General features: G+C 44.2%; 1 protein-coding gene. It reads left to right on the top strand.

Annotation, left to right across the window (positions count from 1 at the left end; genetic code table 11):
- Positions 1–14 precede the first annotated feature (14 nt).
- Positions 15–808: glycosyltransferase (locus tag ACS8FD_RS19060; protein WP_439277013.1), on the top strand; the 794-nt coding region annotated here is incomplete at its 3' end.

Genomic DNA, 808 nt, shown 5'->3' with positions numbered 1-808 from the left:
CATTGGTGCCATTTATGACTCGTGATGAGTTTGATAACACGGTTTATCCCAACGAACATGATTCGTTAGGGATGAGCCGCGAAGAGCTATATCAGTATTTGGTTTATCAGCAAGCCATGCGCGATATTATTAGCCGTGATGAACAAGGTATGATCGATGTGGTACATAACCACAGCTTGCACCATATACCGATGACAATGGGTCAAACGTTTGGTGCACGCTGCTTTACCACCTTTCATACACCGATTTTTCCGCAGCTGCGTTTGGCATTATTGACGCTACGTCATGGCACGCAAACCCAGTTTACGGCGATTAGTGGTCATCAGCAGCAGCTGTTTGATGAATTTGTACCGTCGCATGTAGTCTATAATGGTATCGATGTGCAGTCATTTAATGCCAATACAAACCCAATTGATGACGAAGTATATTTTTGGTACGGGCGCATTTGTGTTGAGAAAGGCACGCATTTGGCAATGGAGTACTGTAAAGCGGCAGGTAAGCGTCTTATTATTGCGGGACCTAAAAGCAATGAGGAATACTTTGAGGAATATGTAGCACCGCTACTAGAAGAAGACAAAAACGATGAGTCTTTATTCGATTACGTCGGTCATCTGAGTAAAGATCAAATCAATGAGCGCTTAAGTCAAGTCACAGCCATGCTATTTACCAGTACGTGGGATGAGCCTTATGGCTTGACACTAGCTGAGAGCTTAGCTTGTGGTACACCCGTGATTGGTTTTGATGTTGGTGCAAGTGCTGAGATTGTCACGCCAAAGACAGGCGTCATCGTACCCAAAATGGATAAAGA

The sequence above is a fragment of the Psychrobacter sp. 1U2 genome (assembly GCF_051847575.1).
Note: the sequence above shows the minus strand (reverse complement) of the source record. Positions and strands in the feature narration are given on the sequence as shown.